Genomic DNA, 24,230 nt, shown 5'->3' with positions numbered 1-24,230 from the left:
CCGCCGGGCTTTCCCGCCCGGCGGCTGTGCGCCGAATTAAAGTAGCACTATGTATTTTTTCGGATAATCTCCTGCAGACGCATGCGATCATGAGGGGGAGATTATGCGCGGACTTGCATTCTGGTTTTTCTTTACAGCCATCATCTACGTCATCGCCGGAATGGCCTTCGGCATCCACATGTCGGTGGTCCAGGACTTCGCGCTGGCGCCCGCCCATGCCCACCTGAACCTGCTCGGCTGGGTCACCATGGCCCTGTTCGGCATCTATTATCATCTGGTCCCGAAAGCGGCCCAAGGCCTGCTGGCCAGGATCCATTTCGTAGTGGCGACCCTGGCTCTGTGGATTTTCATCCCCGGGATCGTATTCGCGATCCGGCAGGAAGGAGAACTGTTCGCGAAGGTCGGGTCCCTGCTCACCATTCTTTCCATGATCCTCTTCCTGGTGATCGTTTTCCTGTCCCGCGACAGGCAGGACGCCAGCGCCTGAGGGGGCGGACGCGGGCGAATAGCAATCGCCGCTGGCTGCGTCCTCCGTTCCCGGTGACACTCCCGTGTCCAGACAGTCCGCCTCCGCGGGGACGGACACGCTCGGCCGCCGGCCTGCGCCGCGATTGCCGCACGATCACGGAATCGTGAAGACATTGTCGGGCGCCCTGGCGCGGGTGGAACGAAAGATCGCATAATGCCGCTCTAGGCATCGGCCTGCGCAAGTGCGAGAATGCGGCCCGGCGATGCCAGTGCGGGAATTTTCGCTAAAACATTTGCAGATAATTGCATTTTCGGCCGCCTTGATCCTATTTAGGTGGCCAGACCCACATTCAATCCGGTTAGGGACGGCTAGTCAGACATGAGCCTTGATGCAGACGCCTTGGTGGACCGCAGACGGATGCGACGCAAACTGTCCTTTTGGCGCGGGGCCGCCTTCATCCTGGTCGCGCTCGTTGTCATCGCCGGCATCGCCTACGCGGCCGGGTTTGCCGGTATCGGCAAGCGATCCGCCCATATCGCACGCTTGTCCATCGACGGCGTGATCCTGGAAAACCGGGACCAGCTGAAGCTGATTGAAAAGATCTCCAAGGCGAAGGCCGTCAAGGGCGTGATCCTTTCGATCAATTCGCCGGGCGGGTCCACGACCGGCGGCGAGGCGCTCTACGATGCCTTGCGCAAACTGGCCGAAAAGAAGCCGCTGGTGGCGGAAATCCGCACCGTTGGCGCCTCTGCCGGTTACATGATCGCCCTGTCGGCGGACCACATTGTCGCCCGCTACAATTCGATCACCGGATCGATCGGCGTCCTGTTCCAGTTCGGCAACATCGCCAAGCTGATGGAAACCCTGGGCGTCCAGATGGATGCGGTCAAAAGCGCACCGCTGAAGGCGGAACCGGATTTTTATACGCCGACGTCGCCGGAAGCCCGCGCCATGCTGAAAACGCTGGTCATGGATTCCTACGACTGGTTCGTGAACCTTGTGGCGGAACGTCGCGGGCTGAGCGTGGAAGAAGCCCGCAGCCGCGCCGACGGGCAAATCTATACCGGGCACAACGCTCTGGATCTCAAGCTGATCGATGCCATCGGCGGCGAAGACGCGGCCATCTCCTGGCTGGAGACGGAACGGTCCGTGGCAAAGGATCTGCCGGTGATCAACTGGAGCGTGGATGAGGATCAAGACGGACTGCCGCTGGCCAGCAGCATGAGCCAAAGTCTCGGCGAAGGCTTCGCAAAAGGTCTCACCGGTAGTCTGGGAGCCGCTAAAGGACTGATTCCCCGAGGGCTTACGCTTGACGGTCTTGTATCGGTTTGGCAGGCTCCTGAGGCGGCAGACGAAAATCCATAAATCGAGGGGGCGCGGCAAATGATAAAGTCAGAGCTGGTTCAACATATTGCGGAACAAAATCCACACCTCTACCAGCGTGATGTCGAAAATATCGTCAATGCCATTCTGGACGAGATCACCGAGGCCCTGATGCGCGGTGACCGGGTGGAATTGCGCGGCTTCGGCGCCTTCTCCGTCAAGAACCGGCCGGCGCGGGTCGGGCGCAATCCCAGGACCGGCCAGAAGGTGGAAGTCGACGAAAAATTCGTGCCCTTCTTCAAGACCGGCAAGGAAATGCGTGTACGCCTGAACGACGGTGTGGACCACGGCGACGACTAAGGGCTAAACAGGAGTGCATCCGTGCCGCAGATTGCCAACGCGGAGATTGGCGCGGTGAGTGGCGCGGATACATCGTCCCTGCATGAAAACGGCTTCAGGAGGCCCCTGTGACCCGGTTTATCAAGAACATCATTCTTCTGGCCATTGCCGTTGTGCTTGTTCCCCTGTCGGTCGCCAACCGCCACACGGTCTCCCTGTCGCTCAATCCCTTCGATCCCCAGGACCCCCGCCTCACGATTGTGAACATCCCGCTGTTCTGGGTGATCTTCGCCAGCCTGGGCGTCGGCATCATTGTCGGCGGTCTCGGTTCCTGGGCCAAACAGGGACGCTGGCGCAAGGAAGCGCGCGTGAAACGCCGCGAAGCCGACAAATGGCATAAGGAAGCCGATCAGCTGCGCGAACAAACCGAAAGCCTGACCCCCGGCGCCTCGTCGACGGCTCCCAAGCTTTCAGGACCCGACAGCCGACACGCTGCGTGACCGTTTCTGATCCATGCGTATCATTTCCAGCGACGAGATCGACAGCGCCCTTGCCTATCCGGAGCTGATCGAAACGCTTTTGCGCGCCTACCGGTCCCGGATCGTTGTCCCGCAACCTGCGCATTTTCCCATTGAGCGCCCCGACGAGACCGCGGGAATTCTCAGGGCGATCCCGGCCTGGTCCAATTTCGTGGCGCAGGGCCACACCGACCGGGGCTATATCGGCTGCGGGATCACGCTCGAGCTTCCCCAGTCAGACGATACGCCCGATATCGGATCCTCCCAGTCGGGCTCGGCCCTCTACCTGCTTCTGTCCGGCACGACGGGCCATCCCGTCGCCCTTCTCGACGGCGTGCGGCTTGCCGTCTGGCGGCGCTGCGCCCTGCATGCGCTGGCCACACGCTATCTGGCGCGGGAGGACACCAGCCGTCTGCTGGTCCTGGGCTCCGATCCGATGCTGCCAAGCCTGCTGGCGGCCTATACGGCCGTCAGGGACATCCGGTCCGTTCTCCTGATGGGAGGCGCCGAAGCCTTCCTCGACCGGCTTCGGCTCCATCCGAAGTTGAAAGGCGTCACCTTCGGGGCAACGGACGACCTGGCCGGTGCGGTTGCGGGTGCGGACATGATCTGCTGCGCCTCCGGTTGCCCGCTCGACCTGCCGGGAGCCGCGCTTTCGCCCGGCGTACACATCGATGTCTTCGACCCCGGCACCCGCCTTGAAGAAGACATGCTTTCCCAGGTGCGGATTTTCGTCGGAGACCGGAACGAGGCCGGGATGCTCACCGGCGAGGAAATCGCCGCCGATCTCCGGGAGCTGGCAAAGGGCGAAAAGGCCGGGCGGCGGTTTTACGGCCAGATGACCCATTTTCACCCGGGAGGATCCTCCGGGCTGGCGGATCTCGCGGTCGCCGGACACATTTATTTGAGAAGCTGATCCTCTTCCAGAAACGGTTTTTCTTCCCCATATGACGCCACGAATGGGGAGGAACAAACGACGTACCCGTATCTGCACGAAAGGAACAGACCATGCTCAGGACGCTGGTCTACGCGGCAGGCCTGCCAATGCTGGCCATCGCCGTTATCGGACTGACGGCATCTCTGGTCTCGATGTAAGCCCGGATCCCGTTTTTTTGAAAAAGCCGGCTTGATAGCCGGCTTTTTCATGTCCGGGCATTGACCTGAAATCCAAACGGGCACTCACGATTTCGGGCTGCTGTAGCCCGGCAGCGTCCAGCCGAATTGAATGGCTCCGCCGCGCAGAACGAACGCCAGGGCAGCGGCTGCAGCGGCCGCGCCCCATCCGCCGATCCCCAGCGTCGCGAGAAGCACATAAGTTCCGGCACCGGCGAAGGCAGCCGAAACGTAAATCTCGGATTTGACGATCGCGGACGGTTCGCCGGCGATGACATCGCGCAGGATGCCGCCGAAGGTCGCCGTCGCCACTCCCATCGACACGGCAACCAGGGCTGTGTCGCCGACGCTGAGCGACTTGGCGGCGCCCATCACCGAATAGGCAGAGATGCCGACCGCATCGGCCCACCTGAGCGGTTTTCCGAAGCCTTCCACAATATGGGCGAAGAACCACATGGCAACGCTGACCGCCACGCAGACAAAGAGATACGCGTTGGAATGAACCCAGAAAACCGGCACGTCCAGCAACAGGTCGCGCAGGGTTCCCCCGCCTATTCCGGTCAGGGTGGCGAAAAACAGAAAAGCGATGAAATCCATCTGCTTGCGCGAGGCCACGATGGCGCCGGAAACGGCAAAAACACCGACGCCAATGTAATCCAGCACCTGCAACAACATGTCCGCCCCCAAAGAAAAACCGCCTCCCCGGCGACCGGGGAAGCGGCATTATAGAATTCAATCGGGCTTTAGAAAGCGTCAGGCGGTCTTGTCGATCGTCTGCCCGGTTTCGTCGCCGCCGTCCTGCGGTGCAGGGGATGCTTCCTTCGGACCGCCCCTGGAGACGCCGACCATGGCCGGTCTGAGGACACGGTCGCCGATGCTGTAACCGGCCTGAACGACCTGGACGACCGTGTTGTTCGGCACTTCCGTATTCGGAACCTCGAACATGGCTTGATGGAAATTGGGGTCGAACTTCTGTCCCGCAGGATCGAGCTTCTTCACGCCGTTCTTTTCAAGCTGGTTCAGAAGCTCGCGCTCGGTCATTTCCACGCCTTCGAGAAGCGCCACAAGCCCGGCATCCGCATTCTGGCGCAGCTCGTCCGGAATGGCATCAAGCGCCCGGCGCAGGTTGTCGGAGACCGTCAGCATGTCGCGTGCGAAGCCCGCGACGGAATATTGCCGGGCGTCCTTCAGTTCCTTCTCGGTCCGGCGGCGCAGGTTTTCCATTTCCGCCATCACGCGCAGAGCCCGATCCTTGAGCTCGGCGTTTTCCGCCTTCAGCTCTTCGATCGGGTCGGCTGCCTCGTTGCCGGCAGACGCCTCTTCGGCCGCCGTTTCCGCGGCCTGAGCGGCGACCTCGGCCTCTTTATCTTCAGGGGTGTTGTTGTCGTTGCTCATATGTGGTCCGTAAGATTGCGTTCGGTCGGTTTAGGTCATGACCTAAACGGTTCGAGCGGATATGCCATAAGCATACCCGCCTGAAAACCACCGATCATGTCGCCCGCCGGTGCGGGGCAACTGGTCCAAAGGCCTCTTCGGCCCGTTTTGGAATCAGAGCGCGCTCTTGATCCAGTCGGCGATCTTGCCCTTCGGCGCGGCGCCAACCTGGCTTGCAGCCGGTTCGCCGTCCTTGAACAGGATCAGCATCGGGATCGAGCGGACGCCATACTTCATGGCCATGTCCTGGTTCTCGTCGATGTTGAGCTTGGTGATCTTCACCTGGCCCGACATTTCCTCGGAGATTTCCTCAAGAGCCGGCGCGATCATTTTACAGGGGCCGCACCATTCCGCCCAGAAATCGACGACGACCGGTTCGGAAGACTTCAGAACGTCTGCTTCGAACGTAGCGTCAGTGGTTTTGTTGGTAGCCATGTCTTGCCTCTTTCACAGGTCATGCGGACGCTGAAAAGCGATCACGCGCGTTGGGCCGAACGTAGGTAGCCATTGGCGATCCGTCAAGCGGGCGAACCGTCGCTGCGCAGGCGCGAAAACGTCTCATCCAGCAGGTCCGACGGCACCGGCATGAGCGACGGGGTCACGGTCCACAGGAGCGCTGCCTCCACCGCCCGGTCGGAATAGATCCCGCACAGCAGTTTCCGGTAGACGCAAAGCTGGGCGAGATATTCTTGCGGAATCCCCTCCACTGCCGCCGGCGGGCGCAGATTGGTCTTGTAGTCGACGATCAGGACCCGGTCCGGTTCGACCACCAGACGGTCGATCTGACCGGAGATGGAGACCTCCTTGCCGTCGGACGCAATCAGGTTGCCGACCACCGGCACTTCGGCCCGGGCCGCACTTGAAAAAAGCGGGGAGAATTCGGGGGCGTTCAGAATCTCGTGAACTTCGCCGAGAAGCGCCCCGGAATAACCGGCGAACTCCTCCGGCAGCGCGGCGGCAATGAACCGTTCGGCCGCGGCTTCCCGTTCACCCGGCGCAAGGTCCGGGAGGGTTTCCAGCAGCCTGTGAACGAGCCGGCCTTTTTCCAGTGGCCAATGGGCCGGCTGGCGGCGCGCTTCCAGCCTGGAAGCGGCGGGGACCGGTTCGATCCCTTCCTTTTCCTCCATCACCTCGAAAACGCGGGACGGCTGCAGCCGGGCCTTACGGACGAAGGCGGGTGCCCGTTGCGTCAGCCAGGACGGCAGTGCCGGTTGTTCGGGTTCGACAGGCGCTGCGGCTTCGGCGGGGTGCCCTTTCCGTTCTTCCACTGCCGGAGCCTGTTCCTTCTGCCACCGCCAGGCGGCCGTCTCACCGCCGGCGCCCTTGACCTCTTCCGCTTCCGGTCTGAGCGCGCGGGCGACGATGTTGTACCAGCAGGCGTCGTGGGCGCCGCGCTTGGGTTCCCAGCCACAGACGACGAGGCGGTCCTCGGCCCGGGTCAGCGCCACATAGAGCAGGCGGCGGTATTCCTCCTCCTGGCCCTCCCGCAGACCGTCGATGGCCTCCGCATGCCAGGGGGTCCGTTCCTCCTTGACCGGCAGCCAGACAAGAGCCGGCGGCAGCAGCGGGTTGTCATGCCTTTGCCGCGGCAGGAAGGCCGGATCGTGGATCGCGCTGACCGGCGCCCCGCCCGGGTCGACCAGAAAAACGATCTTCGCCTCCAGCCCCTTGGAGCCATGGACGGTCATGATGCGGACCATGCCCTTGGAATTGGTCAGTTCGCGCTTGATCTCCGTCGGGGCGGCATCCATCCAGGCGAGGAAGCCTTCAAGCCCGGGTGTTCCGGTCTGCTCGTAGGCGATGGTGAGGGCAAGAAACTCGTCGAGCACGTCATCGACCTCGACGCCGAGGCGGGCGCGGAAGCCATGCCTGCCGCCGTCTGCCGCAAGCAATCGGGCATAGAACTCGTAAGGCGGCATGAAGTCGGCCCGGGCGCGCCAGAGATCCAGCTTCTTGCGCACCTCGTCCCATTTCGGACTCGCCTCGGCCCTGCGCACGAGCATCTGCCACAGGGTTCCGGCCCGCTCTTTTTCCGGCGTCTCGCGGGCGATTTCCAGAAGATCGTCGTCATTCAGACCCAGGAGCGGGCTTTTCAGGACGGCGGCAAGCGACAGGTCGTCTTCGGGTAGAAGCAGGAACCGGCCGAGGGCGGCCAGATCCTTGACCGCGATGTGGTCGGTCAGGATCAGACGGTCGCTGCCGGCGGCCGGAATGCCGAGCTCCTTCAGTTCCCTATTGAGCGCCTCCACGAAAGGCCCGCGCTTACGCACCAGGATCATCACGTCGCCGGGATCGGCGGTGCCGTCGCGCATCCAGCCCCTGATCGTCGCCGCGATCCGGCGCGCGACCTTGAGCATCGGGCTGCCTGAGCCGACCCGGTCGATCGGGACAACCCAGTCTTCCGGTTCCGCGATCTCCTCCTCCGCCTCCAGCGGCCAGAGCTCGACGATACCCGGATCCTTGCGTATCGCCTCATGGATCGGTGCCTTGACCTCCTGCGACAGGCCGCGATGGGCCTCCACATCCTTGAACACCCGATCGACGGCACCGAGCACGTCGGGTGTGGAACGGAAGGAAAGCTGCAGGTCGACGGAATGAAACAGCCTGTCCGCAGCGGCCGACCGTTTTGAGAATTCCCGGCGCATTTCGTCGAAATAGGCCGGCACCGCGCCCTGGAACGAATAGATCGACTGCTTTTCGTCCCCGACGGCAAAGATGGTGCGCACCTGTCCGCGTGCGCCCTCGCCGGTAAAGAACTCCTCCGCCAGCGAGCGAACGACCTCCCACTGGCGCGGGCTGGTATCCTGTGCCTCGTCGACCAGAATGTGGTCGAGGCCCTGATCGAGCTTGTACTGCACCCATTGGGCCGCTTCGGCTTCCTTGAGCATCTTGGCGGTGCGCACCACCAGATCCTCGAAGTCGAGGAAGCCGCGCGCGGTCTTGGCCTTTTCGTAGTGACCGATCACCGCATCGGCGAGCCTGAGCAGGGCTGCCGTGCCCTCGAAGGTGACGGCAAGCCGACGCTCCTGGAGAAGCTCCATGAGGCGTGCCTGTTCGGCTTCCAGTTGCTCAACAACATCCGGTGCGCTTTCGACGATCTTCTTTGTCGCCAGTGACTTCCGCGGTTCCAGCTTTCCGGTCAAGAAGATCGGCAGCCAGTAGTCCTTGAAGGCCTCGGGTTCGGAAAGTTTCCAGGCCTGGATGAGCTGATCGGCACGGTCCTTGTCCGTCTTGCTGCCGTTGCCCAGGATCTCCGCGGCACGGCGGGACGCCAGTTCATCGAGTATCGCCTCGTCGCGGAACCGCCGGTCCAGGTCGCGTAGGTTCATCTCCGGGCGGACGCCGAGGTCAGCAGCCAGATGGGTAAGTGCGGTTTCCAGATCGCCTTCATCGACCGTCCAGCGGCGGAAGGCGTCCCGGTTCTGGATCAGTTCGTCGAGCGCCTTTTCCACCCCGGCGTCGCTCATCAGGTCGATGACGGCAGCCAGTGCCCGGCCGAAGGGGCTGTCGGGCCTGGTTTCGGCAATATGGAAGACGGACGCGCGCGCCTCCGCCATCAGTTCCGCGCCCTGCCGGTCATCCAGGACCGTAAAGTGCCCGGCGACATTGGCCTCCAGCGGGAACTGGTGCAGCAGCGCCTCGCAGAAACCGTGAATGGTCTGGATCTTCAGGCCGCCGGGGGTTTCCAGCGCGCGGGCGAAGAGACGCCTTGCCAGCGCGATACGCTCCGCATTGGGCTTGCGGCCTTCGACCGCTTCCAGCTCGCTTGCCAGCGCCGCGTTGTCCATCGTCACCCAGTCGCCCAGGATCCTGAAGACACGGGTCGCCATTTCGGCCGCCGCGGCCTTGGTGAAGGTCAGGCACAACAGGCGCGAGGGGTCGGTGCCGTCGAGGAGCAGGCGCACCACCCGGCGGGACAGCACGAAGGTCTTGCCGGAACCGGCATTGGCGCTCACCCAGGCGGACGCGCGCGGCTCGGAGGCGAGATCCTGACGCTTGCGGGTCAGCTCGGGGATCTGGAAGCCGCTCATTCGCCCTCCTCCGATCCGACCGACCATTCCTGGACACGGGCCAGATGATCGTAAGGCCCGTCCGTCTGACGTTCGCGCAGGACCCGGGCCCGGGACAGATAGCCGGTGGTCTCCTTGCCGTAGTGCGCAATCAGCTGTTCCAACCGCGTCCAGGCTTCCTCAATGAGATCGGCAAGATCCTTTTCCTTGGGATCGCGGCGGAGAGCGGCCACCGGGTCGGCGCCGCCCTTGAGCTGCAGGTAGAGGAGTTCGGAGACGGGCCGGTCGCCGGGCACGTCCCTGAAGCCGAGCCGTTTGATCATGGCCGCCTCCAGCGGCATCTGCGGCGACAGCAGGCTTTCCACCTGCTTGATCGAGGGCACCTGGCCGGTCTTGTAGTCGAGGACGGCAATGGTGCCGTCGGTCATCAGGTCGATCCGGTCGGCGCGGCCGCGCAGGCGGAACTCGATCCCCGGCAGGGCGAGCTCGGCGCCGCCGGACACTTCCAGAAACCGTGTCTCGACAGAAGGCGCACGCTGCGCCTCGAAGGCGACAAAGCCGCCGGCGATGCGCACAAACCGTGGCCACCACAGCGCCCGGATCGCCGGGAAGGCTTCGAGCGAGGCAAACAGTTCCTCGCCGATTTCGATCAGACGGCGGACCGCGCTGTCGTCATAAGGCCCGGTCCATTCGCCCAGGAACCGCGCCAGTGCGTCGTGGATGATGGTGCCCTTGTCGGCCGCATCCGGTTCGCCGCCGATCGGATCGACCGGCTGCAGCTCCAGCACATGCCGGGCGAAGATGGCATAAGGATCGCGGACAAGGCGCTCGATTTCGGTAACGGACAGGCCTTTCGGACGCGCCGCCAGCGGCGGCATCGGTTCCGGCCGGCGGGCGGAGCGCACGGGGCCGTCCGGACGGTCGAGCAGGCCTGCAAGGTCGGTGTATATCGTCCCGCGCGCTTCCATCTCCTGCCTGATGTCAGGCCCGGCCAGGGTCAGGAGCCGCTGCAGCCAGCGGGAGGCGACGGTCGGCGCGCCGTCGGCGCGGGCGGAGCGGGACAAAAGCACCCGTCTGGCGCCGAGCCCCTGGACGAAATCATGGGCGGAGGCGCCGATCCGGCGCTCGGGCGGATCGAGGCCGAGGTCGCGCTTCATCGGCCGGTTGAGCCACGGATCGTTGCGGGTGCGCTGCGGCCAGATGCCCTCGTTGAGGCCGCCGAGGATCACCAGATCGGGCGCCTGCAGGCGGGCTTCCATCGGACCCAGGATCTGGATGCGCGGATCGCCGGGCAAGCGGCGGCGAACGGCTGTTCCCGACATGAGTGCGGGAAACACCGACGGCCATTCGGAAGGCTTCAGTTCCAGACCGCTGTTCTGCGCTTCCAGAAGGCCTGTAAACATCAGCGCCAACGCCTCACCGGTTTCGCCTGAATAAAGCTCCGCATCGGAGCCTGCCTCATCGCGGGCGATCCGGCTCAGCACCTCCGCATGGGCACGCGCCAGATCTGCAACGTTCAGCGGCTCCGCGCTGTCGGCAAGATCCTCAAGTGGCGCCAGAGCCTCGGCGAGGCGGTCCACCAGGTCGCCGATGGCCTCCCAGTCCGCGTCGTGGATCTTCTTCCAGCGCGGCGTGTGGTTTGCCCCATCGGCCGTCTCCCGGCTGGCGGCAACGGCATCCTTCAGACCTTGCGTTCCCGGCCGTGCCCGCGGCCCGCGCAGGACGCCGCGTTCAAGTGCCCGGGCGGCGGCGCGCATGTCCTTGATCGAAAGGCCGAGGCGGGCAAGCGGGTGCTTCAGCAGGGAGAGGAGATCAACCGGCTCGCAGCCGTTGAAGGCAAGTTTTGCGGCAAGGCTGGCGAGGATCGCGGGCGGGGTCTGGTCGAGCGGACGGCCGGCACTGTCGTCCACCTGGATCTGCCAGCGGGCCAGTTCGCTCGCGACCCGTCGGGTCAGCATCCGGTCGGGCGACACAAGGGCTGCCGTTTCGCCTCTTTCCAGCGCCTCGCGCAAAGCGACGGAAACGCTCAGGGCCTCATCGGCCTCGTTGCGGGCTGTGATCACCCCGACCCCCGACAGCGCCTGCCGTCTTTGGGCTTCGGGAAACCCCTCCAGAAACGCCATCCAGTTCTCGGAGGTTTCGGCCGGGCGCAGGGCTTCGGAGACAATCACCTCGCGATCGATGAGGCTCTGTTCGGGAAGAGCGCCGAGAACATGGACATCGCGACGTGTGAGGCCGAGTGTTTCCAGAAGCAGTTTCAGGCTGAATTGCGGATGGCCGGGGACCGACACCGCCTTGGCTGAATCCATGCCTGCCGGCCGGCTGCCGAGTGCGGTCCAGGACGCATCGTCCATGTGCATATCAAGGCCGGGCAGGACGATGACGCCGTTTTCCAGTCCGGCGACGGTTTTCAGAAGGGCCGCGGTTGCCGGCACCGAGCCGGTGGTTCCGGCAACGATCACCGGTCCCTTCGGAGGCTCGGCGGCAAGGCGTTCGGCTTCACGGCGGATCAGAGCGGACCGGCGCGCCTTCGGGTCCATCCGGCCCTGTTCGGCCAGATGCGCCGGCCATGCCTCCTGAACGATCTTCAGGAAATCCAGGGTGATCTGCCAGTAGCGGGCGTAGTCGTCCGGCACCAGGCCGGCGAGATCGGACCAGTCGGCCTCCTCGACCTCGATCTCGTCCATCAGCGTCAGGAGATCCCCGGCAAGCCAGGCGGCATCGGCGGCAGAGGCCGGCACGCCGAGCGGCTCATCGGAACGCAGGTTGAGGGCTTCGCGGCGCAGGGCCCCTTTCCAGGCCATGACCAGCCGCGTCATCGCCAGATGGCGTTCCAGCACGGGCATGGCCGGCGGCAGGGGTTCGCCATCGGCTTCCGCCGACAGGGCCTGGGCGTCCTCGTCGACATCGCCAAGCGGGCGGATCGTCGGCAGCAGGACGGGACGCCCGCCGAACACCTCCTGGAACAGGTCGGGCAGCAGGCGCGCGGCGCGTCGGGTCGGCAGGTAGAGCGTTGCCGCCGACAGCAGGAGCGGGTCGTCGAGCGGGCGAAAGCCCGGCACCAGGGTGCCGTCGGCCAGGGTTTCGACCAGACGCCTCAGAAAGGGAACCGAAGGCGGGATGGTGAAAATGCGCGGAGGTGTTCCCTGGCCCGGCATCGATCAGGCGGCGCTGTCGCGCACGGCGTATTCGGCGGCCCGGATTGCGTCCGGCGTGCCGATATGCAGCCAGATCCCTTCCATCTCCACCCCGAAGAGCCGGCCTTCTTCGATCGCCTTGTCGAACAGGACATTCATCGAGAAGGCGCCATCCGGCGCGCCTTCGAAGAGGCGGGGATGCAGGATCGCGGCACCCGCATAGGCAAAGGGTGTCACGCTGCGTTCCGGGCGGCGGATCAGGGACCCGTCCTTGGCCAGTTCGAAATCGCCGCGGCCGGAATACCCCACCGACTTCACCGTTTCGGCCACCAGCAGCAGCGCATCCATGCGGGTGTCGTCCCAGGCATCGATCAGGTGTTCCAGGTTGGGCTTCACGCCCTCGATCCAGTAGGCCGTATCGGCGTTGAGCTGGAAGAACGGCTGGTCCCCCAGAAGCGGAAGCGCCTTCTTGATGCCGCCGCCGGTTTCGAGCAGTTCCTTGCGCTCGTCGGAAACCAGGATTTCCATGTCCTTGCGGCGGCGGACGTGAACCTCTACCAGGTCGGCAAGGTAGTGGACGTTGACGACGCAGGAGGACACGCCGGCTGCGGCAAGCCGGTCGAACCCGTGGTCGATCAGGGCCTTGCCGTTGACCTCGATCAGCGGCTTCGGTGTGGTGGCGGTGATCGGGCGCATCCGTTTGCCCCGGCCGGCGGCCAGGATCATCGCTTTCGAAGGACGAAACGTCTTCTTGTTCATTTCCCGTTCCAGTTTCGGCTTCCGGGCGCACCTGCGATCCTAGTCGCGGTTCCCGTCATACCAGAGCTTCAGATCCGACAGAACAGGATGCATCAGAACCCGGTCAAGGTAAGATTGCATCCTTGGCAAATGATCCAGATACGCCGGTTTGCCGTCCCGTTCCGCAAGACGGATGAATATCCCCAGGATCTTGGTGATCCTCTGGGCACCCATGACCGCATAGGCGGCGGAAAAGCCAGCTTCGTCGAATTCCGGATCGGCGGATTGCCTTGCCTGCACATAGGCCTGATAGAGCTCTTTTTCCAGAGCTTGCGGAATGTCGACGCGGGCGTCGAGCAGGAGCGAAGCGACGTCATAGGCGACAGGGCCGATCACCGTGTCCTGATAGTCGATCAGCCCCACCCGCGATGCCCCGTCCCGGTCTTCCCGCCAGATCAGGTTGGGCGAATGATAGTCGCGCAACACCCAGCCGGTTTGCGCGCCGGCAATGGTGTCAAAGGCGGACTGCCAGAGCCGGTGAAATTCTTCGCGCGCAGACGCGGATGCCGCCATGCCGGTGGCATATTTCACATACCAGTCCAGATAAAGATCGGCTTCCGTTTGCAGCGCTTCGCGGGAGTAGACCGGGACGCGGTAATCGGAGCCGTCGGGCAGACGGACAGTCTCCGGCCATCGGAGCGCATGCATCTCCGCCAGGACCAGAACAGCCTGCCGGTAGCGGTCTGCGATCGGCGCACCGCCCGCGACAATTCCATCGGATCCCAGATCCTCCAGCACCAGCAGTCCTGCCTCAAGGTCCGACGCGAAGACGGCCGGGGCCGCGAACCCCTTGCGGCGGAGTTCCTCGCCGACGGCCGCAAATGCGCGGGCATCGGGAGCGCGGTGAACGAGGCGATTATAGGCAAGGGCCGCTTCGGACCCGGCGTCGCCCTGCGGCGCCGGCCAGTTCATGACGACGGCGGTGCGGTCCCGAGAAATAATACGCTCGTAACTGCGCGTGGAGGCGTCGCCGGTCAGGTGACGCCGGTGCCCCGCGCCAAGGCCGGCTTGGGCCAGCAGTTGCCGGATTTCAAGCGTCCGGTCCAGGCGCGCCAGCCAGTCGGCCTTGTCGGAGGCAAACTGGACGCTGCGGCTGTCCTCGTCTCTTCCGGCCTCAAAGCGCAGCCAGAGGGCGCCTCCGAGCAGAAGGTCCCCGCCCTGTTCCGGCCACTCGATCAGCGCCGCGCCGGTTTCCAGAAGCTCGTCCAGGCCCAGTTCCTCCAGTTCCTCCGGCTCTTCCAGCCGGTAGAGGTCGAAATGGGAAACCGCGAAACGGCCGACGTCGTAGGTCTGGACCAGGGTGAAGGTCGGGCTCGGCACCTCCAGGTCTTCGTCGTCGGCAAGCGTCCGCAGGAGGGCACGGGCGAAGGTGGATTTGCCGGCGCCGAGATCGCCGGAGAGCGCGATCAGATCGCCGGGAGACAGAATGGCGGCAAGGTCTTCGGCCAGACAAACGGTCGCCGCCTCGTCTTCCAGATCGAGGACCTGGAAAGGGTCTGAAATGTCACGAAGATCCGGGCCGGGCATGATCCCGCCCGCTTATTCGGCAGCGATGCGGCCGGTCAGTTCCGGCTTGGCGGGGAAGATACAGGTGACCGTGGTGCCCTTGCCTTCCTCCGAATCGATTTCCACCTTGCCGCCGTGCAGTTCGACGAAGCTCTTGACGATGGCGAGGCCAAGGCCCGCGCCCTGGCGCTTGGACCCGGTGTCGTGACCGACGAAACGGTTGAACACCTGCTGCAGCACATCGGCAGGAATGCCGTGGCCGTGGTCCTGAACCACAAAGACGACGGTTTCGTCCTTGCGGTCGCAGCTGACGTCGACCACGCCTTGCTCGTCGGAATAACGGATCGCATTCGAAATCAGGTTGAACAGCACCTGACGCAGACGCTTCTCGTCGGCCAGGATTGTGCCGATGTTGTCGGGCACATGGGTGTGCAGCGTGATCTGCGTCTCCGCAAGCCGGTCCTTCAGCCCCTCGACGGCCGCTTCCACGGTTGCGGCGACGTCGACCTCGCTCAGGTCCAGCTCCATGATGCCCGCATCGAGGGTCGCCAGGTCGAGAATGTCGTTGATGATCGCCAGCAGGGCGGAGGAGGACGAGCGGATGTAATCGGCGTATTCGCCCTGCTTGTCGGAAAGCTCGCCGAACTTGGGATCGGTCAAGAGCTGGGCGAAGCCGATGATGTTGGTCAGCGGAGAGCGCAGTTCGTAGGAGACGTGCTGGATAAAGGCGTTCTTGAGCTGGTCGGCCTGTTCCAGTGCCTCGTTCTTTTCCACCAGGGCGCGCTCGACATTCACGCTATCGGTGACATCGACGAAGGTCACCAGCGTGCCGCCGTCGGGCAGCGGAACGGTCGCATAGTCCAGAACCGAGCCGTCATGCCGCTCCATGCGGTTGGCGGCCTGCATCCTGTTGTCGACCAGACCGGTCACGCTGCCGGCGAGCTGCTGCCAGGCTTCGACCTCATCCTCGCGCTTGGCACAGGCATCGACCACATTCTTCACATGCGGCATGTCGGACAGCATGTCCTCCGACAGGTTCCAGATGCGGGCGAAGGCCGGGTTCCACAAGCGGAGACGGCCGTCGGAACCAAACACGGCGACGGCTTCCGACAGGTTGTCCAGGGTTTCGCCCTGAACCCTTGCCAAGGCGTTGTAGCGGCTTTCCAGATCCAAGCGTTCGGTGACGTTTTCGTAGATATAGGTCACGCCGCCCTGGGGATGCGGGTTCGCGATGACGCGCAGGGTGCGGCCGTCGGGCAGATGCCACCAGCTTTCCTGGGCCTCCAGAGACTGGTAGCTGTTCAGCATCTTGTTGCGCCAGACCCGGTAATCGGCCTGTTCGGGCAGCTTTCTGGCCGCCCGCAGCGCATCGAGCACCGCGCCGTCTTCCGGACTGTTTTCCAGGAAGGCGGGATCCAGATCCCAAAGCTGGCGGAAGGCGGCATTGTAGAACTGCAGCTTGCGGTCGGCAGAGAAGATGGCGACCGCGGTCGCAAGCTGGTCGAGCGTGCGGCCGTGGAATTCCTCGGCGCGGGCGAGTTCCTTGCGGACCTGCTCGAGCTCGCTGATATCGACCGCGACCCCCGCACTGCCCACATTCGCCGACACATCGGTGACCTCGAAGACGCAGCGCTTGCCGGCGGCGACGATCGGCATGCGGGCATGGAAGCTGCCGTCTTCGTCGCGTTCGCTTGCCATGGCTTCCTGTGCGGCTGCGTCGAGGAACGGCGCACCGTCGCGCAGGGCGGAGGCCGCATCCGGCGCATCGACCGCATGGGCATAGGCGGCATTGGCCCAGATCAGCTTGCCTTCCGCATCGCGCTGCCAGGCCGGAGCCGGCATCGCGTTCAAAAGCGCATGAAGCATATAGAGTTCGCCGGAGATCCGGGCATTGCGGGCGGCAAGCTCGGCCTGCATCTGGCGTTCGCCGGTCAGATCGCGCAGACGCAGCACGACGGCGCCGCCGGTTGTACGCCCCGCCGCCTCGACATAGGTGCCGACACGGGTTTTCAGCGTGGTCGAGAACGGCTCGCCGGTGTTGAACAGGGTATCGAGACAATCTTCCAGATCGGCGGAGCACTTGGCGGTCAGCCAGCTGCCGAACGACAGCAGCTGCGATTCGGTGCGCGGCACACCGGATTCCTCGGGCAGCACGCCCCAGACCTGCGGCATCGCGCCGTTGCCGGTCCACACGACCACCCGCTGCTCGTCGGTATTGAGCATGGACTCCAGCCGGTCGACCTGGAACCTCAGGTCGCTGGTCTCCCGTTTCATTGCCTTGGCGAATTTTGCGGATTGCTGCTTGTGCCGAACCAGGGCGATCGCGGCGGTCACCGCAAAGGCGCACATGCCGCCGACCGCGCCGAACAGAACCATCGTGTCCGGGTTAATCGGCATGGAGGTAACGGGGAAGAGTTCGGCAGACCATGCGGAGGGAACGGAAATCATCGATGCGGCAGCGGTCGCACCCGCCAGCCTTACCGATGTTAGAATCCTTCCCCGCAACGTCGCGTTTGCACGCGCGCCGTCATAGTTGCCTGCCGGCATTCCATGATCCCCTTAGCCGCCGTTTTTCCCGTGAATCCGGGCTGAATCAGAAGCGTGTGCCTCCTGGCTACTGATTCGCTAAAACCATAACCTTTTTGGGAATCGCGAAGAAGAGTCAGTTTCTGAAAAGTTAACGGAATTGCTAAAATCTTAAAAATCCGGCCCGAAAATCACTGAGCGGGATTTCACCCGCCCCACCAGATGTAGTGGGGCGGGTGATGCGTATCAGTACTTGTAGTGTTCCGCCTTGAACGGACCGGTCTTGTTAATCCCCAGGTAATCCGCCTGGGAATCCGACAGCTCGGTTAACGTCACGCCGAGCTTTTCAAGGTGCAGACGGGCGACCTTCTCGTCCAGGTGCTTCGGCAGCACATAGACTTCGTTCTTGTACTGCTCGCCGCGGGTAAAGAGTTCGATCTGCGCCAGAACCTGGTTGGTGAAGCTGGCGGACATCACGAAGCTCGGGTGGCCGGTGGCGTTGCCGAGGTTTACCAGACGGCCCTGGGACAACAGGATCATGCGCTTGCCGTCCGGGAACTCGTACATGTCGACCTGGTCCTTGACCGGACGGCACTTGGTGTTCTTCAGGGCAGCGACCTGGATCTCGTTGTCGAAGTGACCGATGTTGCAGACGATCGCCATGTCCTTCATCCCCTTCATATGGTCGAAGGTGATGATGTCCTTGTTGCCGGTCGCGGTGACATAGATGTCGCCTTCCGGCAGGGCCTGTTCGATGGTCTTGACCTCGTAACCGTCCATGGACGCCTGCAGGGCGCAGATCGGATCGATTTCGGTCACGATCACGCGTGCACCGGCGCCTGCCAGAGACTGAGCGGAACCCTTGCCGACGTCGCCGTAACCGCAGACGACGGCAACCTTGCCGGACATCATGACGTCGGTGCCGCGGCGGATGCCGTCGACGAGCGATTCACGGCAGCCGTAGCGGTTGTCGAACTTGGACTTGGTGACGCTGTCGTTGACGTTGATCGCCGGGAACGGCAGCTGGCCCTTCTTCTGCATTTCATAAAGACGCATGACGCCCGTGGTCGTTTCTTCCGAAACGCCCTGGATCAGGTCACGCTGCTTGGTGAACCAGCCCGGATTCGCGGCCATGCGCTTCTTGATCTGCGCGAAGAGGCATTCCTCTTCTTCCGACGTCGGGTTTTCGATGAGGCTCGTCTCGCCGGCTTCGACGCGGGCGCCGAGCAGGATGTAGAGGGTCGCGTCACCGCCGTCGTCGAGGATCATGTTGGCGCCGCCGTCGAAATCGAAGATCTTGTCGGCGTAGTCCCAGTATTCTTCCAGCGTCTCGCCCTTGATAGCGAAGACCGGAACGCCGGCCTTGGCGATGGCGGCCGCGGCCTGATCCTGGGTGGAGAAGATATTGCACGATGCCCAGCGGACTTCGGCGCCCAGGGCAACCAGGGTCTCGATGAGGACAGCCGTCTGGATCGTCATGTGCAGGGACCCTGCAATGCGCGCACCCTTCAGCGGCTTGGAAGCACCGAATTCCTCGCGGCAGGCCATCAGGCCCGGCATTTCGGTTTCTGCAATCTCGATCTCGGTCCGGCCCCAGTCAGCGAGCCCGATGTCCTTAACGATATAGTCGTTCATAAAAACGTCCTGAAGTTTGCCCGGACCGGCAACCGGCCGGGCCTGATGATGGGGATACGGGTTGCCGAACAGCAAGCCGCCTCATGGAGGCAGCATGCCTCCCGATGTATGCAGGCGGTGTTATAGCGTGCAGATCGCCGACTAGCAATGCGGATATAAAGATTTCTTTATATCCTTTACCAACTCATGAATAAAGGTCCGCCCGGCTCGGCGGCAGACCGGAGGGGCCCTTGTCCCTTTTCGAGGCAACCGTCTGGAAAATGGAGAGCGTGCCGCGCTGGAAGCTTAAGGACACGCCCGTCAGATAAAGCAGCCACAGCCGGTATTTCGGTTCGCCGACTTCGGCAATCGCAGCCTCCTTCTCCCGGGCCAGGTTCTCCGCCCACAGGCGGGTCGTGCGTGCATAATGTTCCCGCCAGCCTTCCACGTCATGCACCTCGAAGCCGTGATGCTCGAGGTTGGTCAGCGTCCAGCCGATGTGATCGACTTCGCCGCCGGGGAAAATGTAACGCACCATTGCCTTGTATTCGGCCCGCTTGCGGCGAAACGCCTTGAGGTCCTTCTTGCCCTTCCGGGTAATGGCGTGATGCAGGTAGATACCGCGAGGCCGCAGCAGCCTGTGGACCTCCCGGTAATAGGCGTCGTGGTTGTCGATGCCGACATGTTCGAACATGCCGATGGAGGAGATCTTGTCGAACTGGCCGGTCAGATCGCGGTAGTCCTTCAGTTCGACGGAAACCCTGCCCTCAAGTCCGCGCTCCGCGATCCGCTGCCTCGCCAGCTCCAGCTGCTCTTCGGCCAGGGTCACGCCCAGGGCGGTTACGCCGTAGTGTTCGGCGGCATGGCAGATCAGGGCGCCCCAGCCGCAGCCGATATCGAGCATCCGGTCGCCCGGCTTCAGACGAAGCTTGCGGCAGATCATGTCGAGCTTGTCGGCCTGGGCCGTCGCCAGATCGTTCGACCAGTCGGCGAAGTAGCCGCAGGTGTAGACCATCTCCGGATCGAGAAACAGGCGGTAGAACGCGTTCGAGACGTCGTAGTGAAAGGCGATATCGCTCTTCGCGCTGCCGGAGCTGCGGTCCGCTTCCCGGCCGGCATCCAGACCGGAGACAACCGGAGACGCTGCGCCTTTTCCCGGCCCGAACAGCAGCGGCAGGGCACTCTTCAGGATCAGCTTCTTGTCGAGCCGCTTGCGAAATTCGCGGCTGCGCACGCGCGGGCGCTTGTCGGCCAGATCGAAAATGCTGCCGCCGCGCGGATCGATATGACCTTCGGTGTAGAGATCGATCAGCGTCTTCGGACCGGGCCGGCGCAGCAAACGGGGCAGCGCGGCTTCGGACAGCGCGATCCGCAATCCGTCCGCCGGGGCATCGGCGGGAATGGTGGACCCGTCCCAGAGTTCGAAGCCGAACTCCATCTCCAATGCATCGTGAATGTGCGACAAGGCTGTCCTGGCTGCCAAAAGGCGCCGATCCTGCGGAGCGTCCGACATAAAATCTCCTGATGTAAATCCTGAGAGAAGGTTTGGCGGCTTCCGCACCGAAAGGCAACGGTCTTACCGCAAAGTCATCGCGGGCCGGTCATCGAATATGGCCGGACGGACCCTAGTCCGCCTCGCCGAAACCGTCCTCGACAAGGGCGGCGATCGCCGCCATGGCCTCTTCGGCCTGTGCGCCGGAGACGGACACCCGGATGCAGCAGCCGGGGCTGGCGGCCAGCATCATCAGACCCATGATCGACGTGCCGTCGACGGTCTGTCCGTCCCTGGAGACATTGACCGCTGCATCAAACCCCTCGACCAGCTTCACGAGCTTGGCCGATGCGCGGGCATGCAGGCCGCGCTGGTTGACGATGGTCAGTTCTTTTTCGAGGAGTTGGGCGGTCACGGGCCGTTACTTCCGTCAGCTCTGGCCCGACAGCACCTGGCTTGCGACGGAAATGTATTTCTGTCCGGCCTGGCGCGCCTCATCCACGGCGTCCGCAAGGCCGCGGTCTCCGCGAACGCTTGCGAGCTTGATCAGCATGGGCAGGTTGACGCCGGCCACGACCTCCACCGATTTTCCGTCCATGACGGAAATCGCCAGGTTGGACGGCGTGCCCCCGAACATGTCCGTCAACAGGACGACACCCTGACCGGAATTGGCGGATTCGACGGCCTTCAGGATATCCTGGCGCCGCTGCTCCATGTCGTCGTCCGGACCGATGGAGATCGTCTCGACCTGCTCCTGGGGTCCGACCACATGTTCCAGTGCCGCCTTGAATTCTTCGGCAAGACGCCCGTGGGTTACCAATACGAGACCGATCATGCGTTCCCTGATCCAGCTTGATGAGGCGAATACGGACACAAGGCCCTTTTCACGTCTGGGGGCACTCTCGACAAGAGATCCGCCCGTTGCAAGTAAAAAAGCCCTCCGTCTCAGATGTAGTCGGGGCTTTTGGGGAAAAGCCCGCGCATCCTCCAGCGCAAACGGCGCAGATTTTCCATCGGCCGGCCTTCCTCGAGCCCGACAAAGGGGAGATCAACGCCTTCAAGCTCGACCGATCGCGCGTCTTCCTCGGGATATCTTTCCAGTTCCCCGGAAGGGACGATATCGGCGACAAGGTGAAGCACCGCCTCCGGCTCGTTCGTCAGCTCAACGATCCCGAGGCCGCGCACTTCCAGTTTTCCGGCGATCGTCGGGGCGGGCGACGCGACGACCTTTCCGTTTTCCCGGCGAAGACAGGTGCGGTCGTCGGAGACATGAGCTGCAAAATGCCCCTTGTTTCCTGCTGCCTCGACCAGCAGATCGCACAGGCTGGACTTGCCGGTGCCCGATTTGCCGCGCAGCAGAATGCCGCGCGTTCCGACGATGACGCAGGCGGCATGAACGGTCGGGGGGAGCCCGTCGGCCCCGCTCATTTCGCGGCCTTGGCGGGCAGCGAAATGGTAAAGCGCGCGCCGGCAACCCTGCTTTTGCCCGTCTTGGGATCGTCTTCCGTCCGGTTGGCCGCGCTGATCGTTCCGCCGTAAGCCTCGATGATCTGGCGCGAGATGGACAGCCCCAGGCCGGAATTGTTGCCGAAGCCTTCGCCGTCGGGGCGGTCGGTATAGAAGCGCTCGAAAATACGGTCGGTGTTTTCCGCGCGAATGCCGGGGCCGTCGTCGTCGATGGTGATCTGGATCGTGGAGGCCGAGCGGCTCAGGCCAATGCGCACCGTTCCGTTTTCCGGCGAGAACGAGCGGGCGTTGTCCAGAAGGTTGCTGATCACCTGTCCCAGACGGATATCGTGACCCATGACCTGATAAGGCGTCGCACCTTGGGCATCGGCAACGGTCACCAGGATTTCGGCCATCTCGCCACCAGCGCGCTGGTTCGCGGCGTTGGCAATGGCGCGCAGCAGGTCGGCCAGATCGACTACTTCCGCATCGGCGCGCGCCAGCTCCGCATCGAGGCGCGAGGCATCGGAAATATCCGTGATCAACCGGTCGAGGCGGCGCACGTCGTGCTGGATGATTTCCAGCAGCCGCGCCTTGGACTGATCCGATTTCGCCAGCGGCAGCGTCTCCACGGCGCTGCGCAGCGACGTCAGCGGGTTCTTCAATTCATGGGCCACATCCGCCGCGAACTGCTCGATCGCGTCGATCTTGTTGTAGAGCGCGTGGGTCATTTCCCGGAAGGCCCGCGCCAGATGGCCGATCTCGTCCTGGCGCTCGGCGAATTCGGGAATTTCCTGTCGGGAGGTCGACCCCATGCGGACCCGCTCGGCCGCCGCCGCCAGGCGCCGGACAGGTCCGGCAATGGTGCCGGCAAGCAGGATCGACAGAAGCGTGGTCACCGTTGCCGCGACCAGGAAGACACGCATGATGGCAATGCGTTCGGCGCGCACGATGGCATCGATGTCTCCGCCCTGGGTCGACAGAAGGAGCGTGCCGAGCACGGCACGGAACCTCTGGATCGGCACCGCCACGGAGACGATCAGTTCGCCGCGCGGGGATACCCGGACGACGCTGGCCGGAGACCCTGCAAGGGCCGCCTCCACTTCCGGATAGGCGCGGCCGTCGCCGCCGCCGACTTCCTGATAGAGCGGCAGGTCGCCCCGCCTCAGCCAGAGTTTGACCGATTGCCAGATCTTGTCCCAGAGACCGTCCTCTTCCGCATTGGGCGGGGGAAGGTCGAAGCGGAGGATCTGGGCGCTGGAATAAAGATGGCGCGAATCCAGGATCAGGATCCCGTCGGGATCATAGATCCGGGCGCGGGTCTTGGTCGGAGAAATCAGGCGCCGGAGCACCGGTCCGACCCGCTCCGGATTGACCGGGAAATCGAGCGTGTCGAGATCGTCGCTGCTCGGCGCGATGCTCTCGCCCGCCTGGAGCTGGAGCAACCGTTCCGGATCGACGGTGATGGCGCCGGTATCGACGGTGGCCGAGGCGGCAATCGCGCCGGCAATGATCTCACCCTGGGTCAGAAGACTCTGCACCCGGGCGTCGATCAGACCGGCCCGGAACTGGTTGAGGTAGAGAATGCCGATGACGAGCGCGACCAGGCCGACGAGATTGATCGCAACGATCCGGCGGGTCAGGGAGGACAGCACATAGGTGCCGAAAATCCGGCCGAACCGGTTGAGCAGCCGGCGCCGGATCCTTCTGTTGCCAAGCCAGCGCAACTGGGACCGCTCAGGCGCGCCTTCCGGCGCGGCCGTCACTTCCGCCTTCTCGCTCTCTACCGCCATGGACGGGGTCTTCAGACCTCCTTGAACCTGTAACCGACGCCGTAAAGCGTTTCGATCATATCGAAATCGTCGTCAACGACCTTGAACTTCTTGCGAAGGCGCTTGATGTGACTGTCGATCGTCCGGTCGTCAACATAAACCTGATCGTCGTAGGCCGCATCCATCAGGGCATTGCGGCTTTTCACCACGCCCGGACGCTGCGCGAGCGCCGACAGGATCAGGAATTCGGTCACCGTCAGAGTAACCGGCTTGTTGTTCCAGGTACAGGTATGACGCTCCGGATCCATGACGAGCTGACCGCGCTCCAGGAGCTTGTCGGCCGCATCGCGCGGCGCGGAGGCGTCGCGCGGCTGGACCCGGCGCAGGACCGCCCGGACCCGCTCGACCAGCAGGCGTTGCGAGAACGGTTTGCGGATGAAATCGTCCGCGCCCATCTTCAGGCCGAACAGCTCGTCGATCTCGTCATCCTTCGAGGTCAGGAAGATGACCGGCAGATCGGTGGTCTGGCGCAGGCGGCGCAGCAGTTCCATGCCGTCCATACGCGGCATCTTGATATCGAAAATCGCAAGGTCCGGCGCATCGCTCTGCAACCCTTCCAGGGCCGATGTCCCATCCGTGTAGCTCTGCACCCGGTACCCTTCCGCCTCCAGGGCGATGGAAACCGAAGTCAGAATGTTGCGGTCGTCATCGACCAGTGCAATCGTCGGCATAA

At 63.6% G+C, this 24,230-nt stretch carries 20 protein-coding genes; 5 read left to right on the top strand and 15 right to left on the bottom strand.

From position 1 onward, the window contains the following. Window positions 1–103 precede the first annotated feature (103 nt). The 5 genes from HK439_RS15850 (at window position 104) to HK439_RS15830 (ending at window position 3,565) form a co-directional block, all read left to right on the top strand. On the top strand, window positions 104–487 hold the full coding sequence (locus tag HK439_RS15850; protein WP_190292503.1) for a hypothetical protein: 384 nt from the start codon (window positions 104–106) through the stop codon (window positions 485–487). Window positions 488–847: 360 nt separating this feature from the next. Continuing rightward, the gene (sppA, locus tag HK439_RS15845; RefSeq protein WP_190292502.1) at window positions 848–1,834 is read left to right on the top strand and encodes a signal peptide peptidase SppA; all 987 of its coding nucleotides are present in this window, start codon (window positions 848–850) and stop codon (window positions 1,832–1,834) included. 18 nt (window positions 1,835–1,852) lie between these two features. Further along, window positions 1,853–2,152: an integration host factor subunit beta gene (gene ihfB / locus HK439_RS15840; RefSeq protein ID WP_190292501.1), complete on the top strand. Its 300-nt coding sequence runs from the start codon at window positions 1,853–1,855 to the stop codon at window positions 2,150–2,152. 107 nt (window positions 2,153–2,259) lie between these two features. Then, window positions 2,260–2,631 (top strand): lipopolysaccharide assembly protein LapA domain-containing protein, encoded by a 372-nt coding sequence (locus tag HK439_RS15835; RefSeq protein ID WP_328804176.1) that lies wholly within the window; start codon window positions 2,260–2,262, stop codon window positions 2,629–2,631. A gap of 13 nt (window positions 2,632–2,644) precedes the next feature. Further along, complete coding sequence (locus HK439_RS15830; protein WP_190292500.1) at window positions 2,645–3,565, top strand: ornithine cyclodeaminase; 921 nt, start codon at window positions 2,645–2,647, stop codon at window positions 3,563–3,565. A gap of 263 nt (window positions 3,566–3,828) precedes the next feature. Here HK439_RS15830 and HK439_RS15825 read toward each other — a convergent pair whose 3' ends face one another. The 15 genes from HK439_RS15825 to HK439_RS15755 form a co-directional block, all read right to left on the bottom strand. Then, window positions 3,829–4,437, bottom strand: a complete 609-nt coding sequence (locus HK439_RS15825) for a trimeric intracellular cation channel family protein (protein ID WP_190292499.1) — start codon at window positions 4,435–4,437, stop codon at window positions 3,829–3,831. Between the two features lie 78 nt (window positions 4,438–4,515). Next, window positions 4,516–5,157, bottom strand: a complete 642-nt coding sequence (gene grpE / locus HK439_RS15820) for a nucleotide exchange factor GrpE (protein ID WP_190292498.1) — start codon at window positions 5,155–5,157, stop codon at window positions 4,516–4,518. Window positions 5,158–5,310: 153 nt separating this feature from the next. After that, on the bottom strand, window positions 5,311–5,631 hold the full coding sequence (gene trxA / locus HK439_RS15815) for a thioredoxin (protein ID WP_190292497.1): 321 nt from the start codon (window positions 5,629–5,631) through the stop codon (window positions 5,311–5,313). 83 nt (window positions 5,632–5,714) lie between these two features. Further along, on the bottom strand, window positions 5,715–9,227 hold the full coding sequence (addA, locus tag HK439_RS15810; RefSeq protein WP_190292496.1) for a double-strand break repair helicase AddA: 3,513 nt from the start codon (window positions 9,225–9,227) through the stop codon (window positions 5,715–5,717). After that, complete coding sequence (gene addB / locus HK439_RS15805) at window positions 9,224–12,364, bottom strand: double-strand break repair protein AddB (protein ID WP_190292495.1); 3,141 nt, start codon at window positions 12,362–12,364, stop codon at window positions 9,224–9,226. Before addB ends, addA begins: the two co-directional genes overlap by 4 nt. Before the next feature lie 3 nt (window positions 12,365–12,367). Continuing rightward, entirely contained in the window at window positions 12,368–13,102 is a 735-nt protein-coding gene (locus tag HK439_RS15800; protein WP_190292494.1) for a nucleotidyltransferase family protein, read from the bottom strand. A 39-nt stretch (window positions 13,103–13,141) separates the two neighbouring features. Continuing rightward, on the bottom strand, window positions 13,142–14,668 hold the full coding sequence (tsaE, locus tag HK439_RS15795) for a tRNA (adenosine(37)-N6)-threonylcarbamoyltransferase complex ATPase subunit type 1 TsaE (RefSeq protein ID WP_190292493.1): 1,527 nt from the start codon (window positions 14,666–14,668) through the stop codon (window positions 13,142–13,144). A gap of 12 nt (window positions 14,669–14,680) precedes the next feature. Continuing rightward, window positions 14,681–17,095, bottom strand: a complete 2,415-nt coding sequence (locus HK439_RS15790; RefSeq protein WP_190292576.1) for a PAS domain-containing sensor histidine kinase — start codon at window positions 17,093–17,095, stop codon at window positions 14,681–14,683. A gap of 324 nt (window positions 17,096–17,419) precedes the next feature. Beyond that, window positions 17,420–18,808: an adenosylhomocysteinase gene (gene ahcY / locus HK439_RS15785; protein ID WP_190292492.1), complete on the bottom strand. Its 1,389-nt coding sequence runs from the start codon at window positions 18,806–18,808 to the stop codon at window positions 17,420–17,422. Between the two features lie 184 nt (window positions 18,809–18,992). Next, complete coding sequence (locus HK439_RS15780) at window positions 18,993–20,300, bottom strand: SAM-dependent methyltransferase (protein WP_190292491.1); 1,308 nt, start codon at window positions 20,298–20,300, stop codon at window positions 18,993–18,995. A 112-nt stretch (window positions 20,301–20,412) separates the two neighbouring features. After that, window positions 20,413–20,694: an HPr family phosphocarrier protein gene (locus HK439_RS15775; protein ID WP_190292490.1), complete on the bottom strand. Its 282-nt coding sequence runs from the start codon at window positions 20,692–20,694 to the stop codon at window positions 20,413–20,415. Between the two features lie 15 nt (window positions 20,695–20,709). Next, entirely contained in the window at window positions 20,710–21,114 is a 405-nt protein-coding gene (locus HK439_RS15770) for a PTS sugar transporter subunit IIA (RefSeq protein ID WP_190292489.1), read from the bottom strand. Window positions 21,115–21,224: 110 nt separating this feature from the next. Continuing rightward, the gene (locus HK439_RS15765; RefSeq protein WP_190292488.1) at window positions 21,225–21,707 is read right to left on the bottom strand and encodes an HPr kinase/phosphorylase; all 483 of its coding nucleotides are present in this window, start codon (window positions 21,705–21,707) and stop codon (window positions 21,225–21,227) included. Further along, window positions 21,704–23,518 carry a sensor histidine kinase gene (locus tag HK439_RS15760; protein ID WP_190292487.1) on the bottom strand — a complete coding sequence of 605 codons (1,815 nt, stop codon included), beginning with the start codon at window positions 23,516–23,518 and terminating at the stop codon, window positions 21,704–21,706. Before HK439_RS15760 ends, HK439_RS15765 begins: the two co-directional genes overlap by 4 nt. Before the next feature lie 11 nt (window positions 23,519–23,529). Continuing rightward, complete coding sequence (locus HK439_RS15755) at window positions 23,530–24,228, bottom strand: response regulator transcription factor (protein WP_190292486.1); 699 nt, start codon at window positions 24,226–24,228, stop codon at window positions 23,530–23,532. Window positions 24,229–24,230 lie beyond the last annotated feature (2 nt).

Origin of the sequence: Roseibium aggregatum, from assembly GCF_014692675.1 — a bacterium.
GTDB lineage: Bacteria > Pseudomonadota > Alphaproteobacteria > Rhizobiales > Stappiaceae > Roseibium > Roseibium aggregatum_C.
The sequence above is the reverse complement of the archived record's forward strand: the minus strand, read 5'-3'. Positions and strand labels throughout refer to the sequence as shown.